At 31.2% G+C, this 5,187-nt stretch carries 5 protein-coding genes; 1 reads left to right on the top strand and 4 read right to left on the bottom strand.

The window, feature by feature from the left end:
- Positions 1–122 precede the first annotated feature (122 nt).
- Genes KA858_RS11695 through KA858_RS11680 form a run of 4 tightly spaced genes read right to left on the bottom strand, consistent with a single transcriptional unit; the run spans position 123 to position 4,173 of the window.
- Positions 123–1,475: a PTS ascorbate transporter subunit IIC gene (locus KA858_RS11695; protein ID WP_210135778.1), complete on the bottom strand. Its 1,353-nt coding sequence runs from the start codon at positions 1,473–1,475 to the stop codon at positions 123–125.
- An 18-nt stretch (positions 1,476–1,493) separates the two neighbouring features.
- Positions 1,494–1,778: a PTS sugar transporter subunit IIB gene (locus KA858_RS11690; protein ID WP_210135777.1), complete on the bottom strand. Its 285-nt coding sequence runs from the start codon at positions 1,776–1,778 to the stop codon at positions 1,494–1,496.
- Between the two features lies 1 nt (position 1,779).
- The gene (locus KA858_RS11685; RefSeq protein ID WP_210135776.1) at positions 1,780–2,223 is read right to left on the bottom strand and encodes a PTS sugar transporter subunit IIA; all 444 of its coding nucleotides are present in this window, start codon (positions 2,221–2,223) and stop codon (positions 1,780–1,782) included.
- Positions 2,224–2,238: 15 nt separating this feature from the next.
- The gene (locus KA858_RS11680) at positions 2,239–4,173 is read right to left on the bottom strand and encodes a BglG family transcription antiterminator (RefSeq protein WP_210135775.1); all 1,935 of its coding nucleotides are present in this window, start codon (positions 4,171–4,173) and stop codon (positions 2,239–2,241) included.
- 212 nt (positions 4,174–4,385) lie between these two features.
- Between KA858_RS11680 and pcp the strand changes: the two genes are divergently transcribed.
- A complete protein-coding gene (pcp, locus tag KA858_RS11675) occupies positions 4,386–5,024 on the top strand; it encodes a pyroglutamyl-peptidase I (RefSeq protein WP_210135774.1) in 639 nt (212 codons plus the stop codon).
- Positions 5,025–5,187: the final 163 nt, after the last annotated feature.

Genomic DNA, 5,187 nt, shown 5'->3' with positions numbered 1-5,187 from the left:
AAAGCGAGCCAACAATACGAAGTATTGTAAATAAAGAAGCCAGTAAATGAATTTATAAAAAACTCATTTACTGGCTTTTTCTCTAGGAATTATGTCCCAGACTCTTAAAAAGTATCTATATATTATTCTTTAACTTCTTGTTTAGACTTACCTTTAAGTAATATTGCTGCAATTGCAATAACCACTGTAAATATTATAGCACCAATTATTCCTGCAAATTTGACGATATAACCTAAAACAATACCTACAGCTAAGAAGTCAGTATCTGAGAAAGTAGTTGTAGCTAAGCCTAGATCTCCTAAGAAAGGTATAAATAATAACGGTAAAAATGTAATCAATATACCATTCAGTGCTGATCCAGCAATTGCCCCTTTAATTCCACCACGTGCATTACCAAATACAGCAGAAGCTGCACCTAAGAAGAAGTGAGCAACAACACCTGGTAATATGACTATTCCACCTACTAAGAACAATATTAACATTCCTATTACACCAGTAATAAAACTAACAAAAAATCCAATTAATACCGCGTTTTGTGCATAAGGAAATACAATTGGACAATCGAGTGCTGGTTTTGAATTAGGCACCAATTTTTCAGATATACCTTTAAAAGCAGGTACAATTTCAGCTAAAATTAAGCGAACTCCCGTTAGGATTATAAATACACCTGCAGCAAAAGTAACACCTTGAATTAAAGAAAACACTATAAAGTTTTGACCATTACTAATTTTATCATCTACATAACCAACCCCTGCAAATAAAGATGCAATAAGATAGAGTAATGCCATTGTGATAGAAATACTAATTGTACTCTCTCTTAAAAAACTTAAACCTTTAGGAAATTTAATATCTTCAGTTGATTTAGATTTACCTTCAAAAAGTCTTCCTACTTGACCAGCAGCCCAATAACTAACAGTACCAAAGTGTCCTAAGGCAACCTGATCATTACCAGTTATTTTTCTCATAGTTGGCTGCGCTAAAGCAGGGAAAATTGCCATCAGTAGTCCTAAAATAATTGCTCCAATTGTTATCGTTAAGTAACCTTTAATGTTTCCAACTGTTAATAAAATAGCTAAAAATGCAGCCATATAAAACGTATGGTGACCAGTTAAGAAAATATATTTAAGATTTGTAAAACGAGCAATTATAATATTTACTATCATTCCAAAAACCATAATCAATGCTGCTGTAGTTCCATAATCTTTTAATGCTAATGAAATTATCGCTTCATTATTTGGTACAACACCTTGTACACCAAAAGCATGTTGGAATATTTTACCAAATGGTTCTAGAGAGTTTGAAACCACTCCTGCTCCAGCACTCAAAATCAAGAAACCTAACATAGTTTTTATCGTTCCAGTTGTAATAACTGTTGCTGATTTCTTTTGAACGAGTAATCCAATCAATGCAATTAGCGCAACTAGGATAGCTGGTTGGCTTAATATATCTACGATGAAGTCTAATACTGAACGCATAAGCTACGCCTCCCTATATTAAATTATGCTAAGTTCTTTAAGCTTACTTTCTAATTTTTGTTCTAATTCAGTTTTGTCTAAAATATTATTTAATACTAAAACATCTCCAAGACGTTCAGCATTCTCTTCTAAATCCTTGCCACAGATAAATAAATCTGCCATTTCAGGACTAGCTGTCATTATGTCACTATGTTCAACTTCTACATCAGAAGGTGCGTTTAAATTCTTCAAAGCTTCTTGAGCATTCATCTCTACCATAAAACTACTACCTAAACCATGACCACATACAACTAAAATTTTCATATTAATCATTCTCCTTTAAAATTTTTAAAATTTCATCTTTATCTTTTGAATTTATTAATTTTTCCACATTGGCTTGATTACCTAGTAATTGTGCCAAACTCTGCAATACTTTTAAATGTGAAGTATTATCTACTGCACTCAAAACAAATATTAATGAAGCAAAATGACCATCTTCTGAAAAGTTTATATGATTATTTAACTTTAGTAGACTCAAACCTACTTCATTTACATTGCCATCTGGTCGTGCATGTGCAATAGCTATTTCAGGAGCTATAACAATATAAGGCCCAAACTCTTGAACGCTTTTAATCATTGAATCGACATAATTTTTTTCAATAATATGCTGTTCTAATAAAGGTTGAGATGCATACTCAATGGCTTGCTCCCAAGTATCGACGTTATCTTCTAATATAATTTTATTTTTACTTAAAATCTCTAGAGACAATGCTATCCCTCCTTTTTATGTATTAGCTATAAGATTTTTTATTGTTTCAATATCACCATTTAAAAATATCTCTCTTTTGTCTGCATCCATTAATAATTCGCTTAATTGTGCTAAACCTTCAAGGTGATATTGCGGATTTGCCGTAGCAATCGCTATGATTATAAATACTGGATCGTTTAACTTATGCCCAAAGGTGATGCCTTTTTCAAAATAAGTAATGGCAAATCCAGCACCTTGATTAACTTTGTTTATAGATGCATGAATCAGCGCAACATGTGGACTAATAACCATATAAGGTCCAAATTTTTCTAACTGAGATTTTATTTCATCAGCATAACCCTTTTGAACAATATCATCCTGTATTAAAGGTTGAGTGGCAATTTCAATACCCTCATCTCTATTTAAGTGTTCGTTATTGCTAGCAATTCTATTCAATGGTAATAATTTTTTTAAATCATATAAGTTTTCGTATTTTTGTTTAAATCGTTGTTCTCTTGATAAGTTAATAATCTCGTTTAATTTATTCCTAGAATTTTTATTTAAAAATGGATCTACATGTATAATTGGTGTACTTTTAATATCTACAGGAACTGTAGATAGAATGTAATCTATACCATTATCAATCAATTGATTTTCATCTATTTCATAAACTGAATATGCATCAACAATTTCAAATTCAGGATAAATATTCGATATTTTAGTTTTTAATAATTGTGATGTCCCAACTCCAGATCCACATAATAATACAACTTTAATTTTTTGATTAGACAATGACGAAACTTTTTCTATGCTTGAAGCAAAATGAATAGTTAAAAAAGCTATCTCATCCGCATTAAACTGAATTTCAAATTCTTCTTCAATCTCTACAATATGTCTTACAATAATTTCAAAAATTTGTTCATATCTTTTATAAATTTCATGTCTAAGAGGATTTTTTTGTGCCATATTATATCTAAGGCGATGAATTGCTGGTTTAAGATGTACAATTAAGCCATTATATAATCTAATGTCATTTTGTAAATCTATTCCCAACTCTACCCCAACTTTAAATATTAACTTTGTAACTAGTTCTTTCAACTTATTACTTTTATCTATAAGTTGGTTGTTATCTGTTGTTTTAGCACCTAATAAATGCAATGTGATAAAACTAATTTCTGAAGAAGGAAAATTTATTTCTAAGCATTGTTGTAAATTTCCAACTATTTTAGTAGCAATATCATGCTGATAGGTTGATGATAATTTATCTTTTTGATCTGTTGGTATATTAAAAGAATAGTTCTCCTTTAATCGGCGTATTGCAATTAATATATGGTAAATCAAAGCATCTATTGCCGTTTGAACCAAATGATAATTTTCATTATCCAATATTGAAATCACAGTGTTTCTAACAAGAATTAGCTCGTTATTAGAAAACAGATTAATTTCCATTAGAGAAGTAAAATCTTTAAAATACATATGAATTCTATTAGCATATGCTTTACGATACTGTTCCTCATCTCCAACTATTAAAAAACCTTTATTTTTTAGATAATTTAAAGTTAGCGAATGATTTTCTAGCCATTGTTGAATTTCTTTCAAATCACTCATAATTGTACGTCTTGATACATTTACGTATTCAGATAAAGTTCTAGTTGAAATAGGCACATTAGAGTCAAATAATTTTAAAGTTAAACTTAAAATTCTCTCTTCTTTACTCAAATGAATGTATTCAGAAGAATAATTTTCTAATTGTTCATATAGCTTTTTATTATTCGTTTCAACTTTCACACCTAAAGCTTTATTTCTATGTACTTTAAAATTGAACTCTTTTTGTTTATCTTCAATAAATTCAAGGTCATATTGTATCGTTCTTAGAGATGTTCCGAATTCATCAGCGATTTTAGCAATCGTTATATAATCTTGATGATCAATTAATAGAGACAAAATTTTTATCTGTCTATTACTTAGCAATGTGTATTAATCCTCCTAAACTAATTGTAAGCGATTTCTTATAAAAGTGGATATGCAATTTATTTCATTTTATAAAACGCAAAACTTCATATCCATTCATAGATTATTATAAGATATTACAAAACAGTCCCAATTAACAACTTGCCATTTATTAAGACATAGCGCTCATGTATTTCTGGGCATTTTAAACAGTTCGAAGGAGGAAATGAATAATGAAAATTTTAGTTACAGCATTTGATCCATTTGGTGGGGAAAAGATTAATCCTGCATTAGAGGCAGTAAAGCAATTAGAGGACACAATTGGCAATCATACAATTACAAAATTAGAAATTCCAACTGTCTTTCATGAATCTAAAGACGTCATTGATAAGGAACTGGCTAAAGGCAATTACGATGCCGTCTTGTCTATCGGGCAAGCTGGTGGGCGTTATGATCTGACGCCTGAGCGTGTTGGTATCAACATAGATGATGCACGTATTCCAGATAATAAAGGAAATCAACCAATTGATGTAGCTATTCAAGAAGATGGTGCACCTGCCTATTTCTCAAATCTACCTGTCAAGACAATGACTGAAGCGATTAAAGCAGCTGGCATCCCTGCAAGTTTATCGAATACCGCGGGCACATTTGTTTGTAACCATGTCTTATATCAATTAGGTTATCTCGCTGATAAATCATACCCTGGCTTGTTATTTGGATTTATTCATGTGCCGTTTATCCCAGAACAAGTGACAGATAAACCTGGGAAACCATCGATGTCTATTGAGACAATAGCGAAAGGTTTAACCGCTGCTATTAAAGCAATTTCCAAAGAAGATGATACTAAAGTTGCATTAGGTGAAACACATTAAGCCTCAGACATAAATAATATAATGGAGTTATTTTGCAAATTCGCAGTAGCTGACTGAACTGAAAAGGCGCTTAAATCAAGCTTTTCTCAGTTCTAGTCATCCTTGCGGGGGTGGGACGACGAATTCAAAAGAATTCTGTCCCACTCCCTTATTCCTACGATTA

It is taken from the genome of Staphylococcus sp. GDX8P80P (assembly GCF_017893095.1).
Classification (GTDB): domain Bacteria; phylum Bacillota; class Bacilli; order Staphylococcales; family Staphylococcaceae; genus Staphylococcus; species Staphylococcus borealis.
Note: the sequence above shows the minus strand (reverse complement) of the source record. Positions and strands in the feature narration are given on the sequence as shown.

Excerpts from the sequence above, each read along its gene's own strand:
- KA858_RS11695 (WP_210135778.1), bottom strand. The coding sequence starts at position 1,475 with ATGCGTTCAGTATTAGACTTCATCGTAGATATATTAAGCCAACCAGCT.
- KA858_RS11690 (WP_210135777.1), bottom strand. The coding sequence starts at position 1,778 with ATGAAAATTTTAGTTGTATGTGGTCATGGTTTAGGTAGTAGTTTTATG.
- pcp (WP_210135774.1), top strand. The coding sequence starts at position 4,386 with ATGAAAATTTTAGTTACAGCATTTGATCCATTTGGTGGGGAAAAGATT.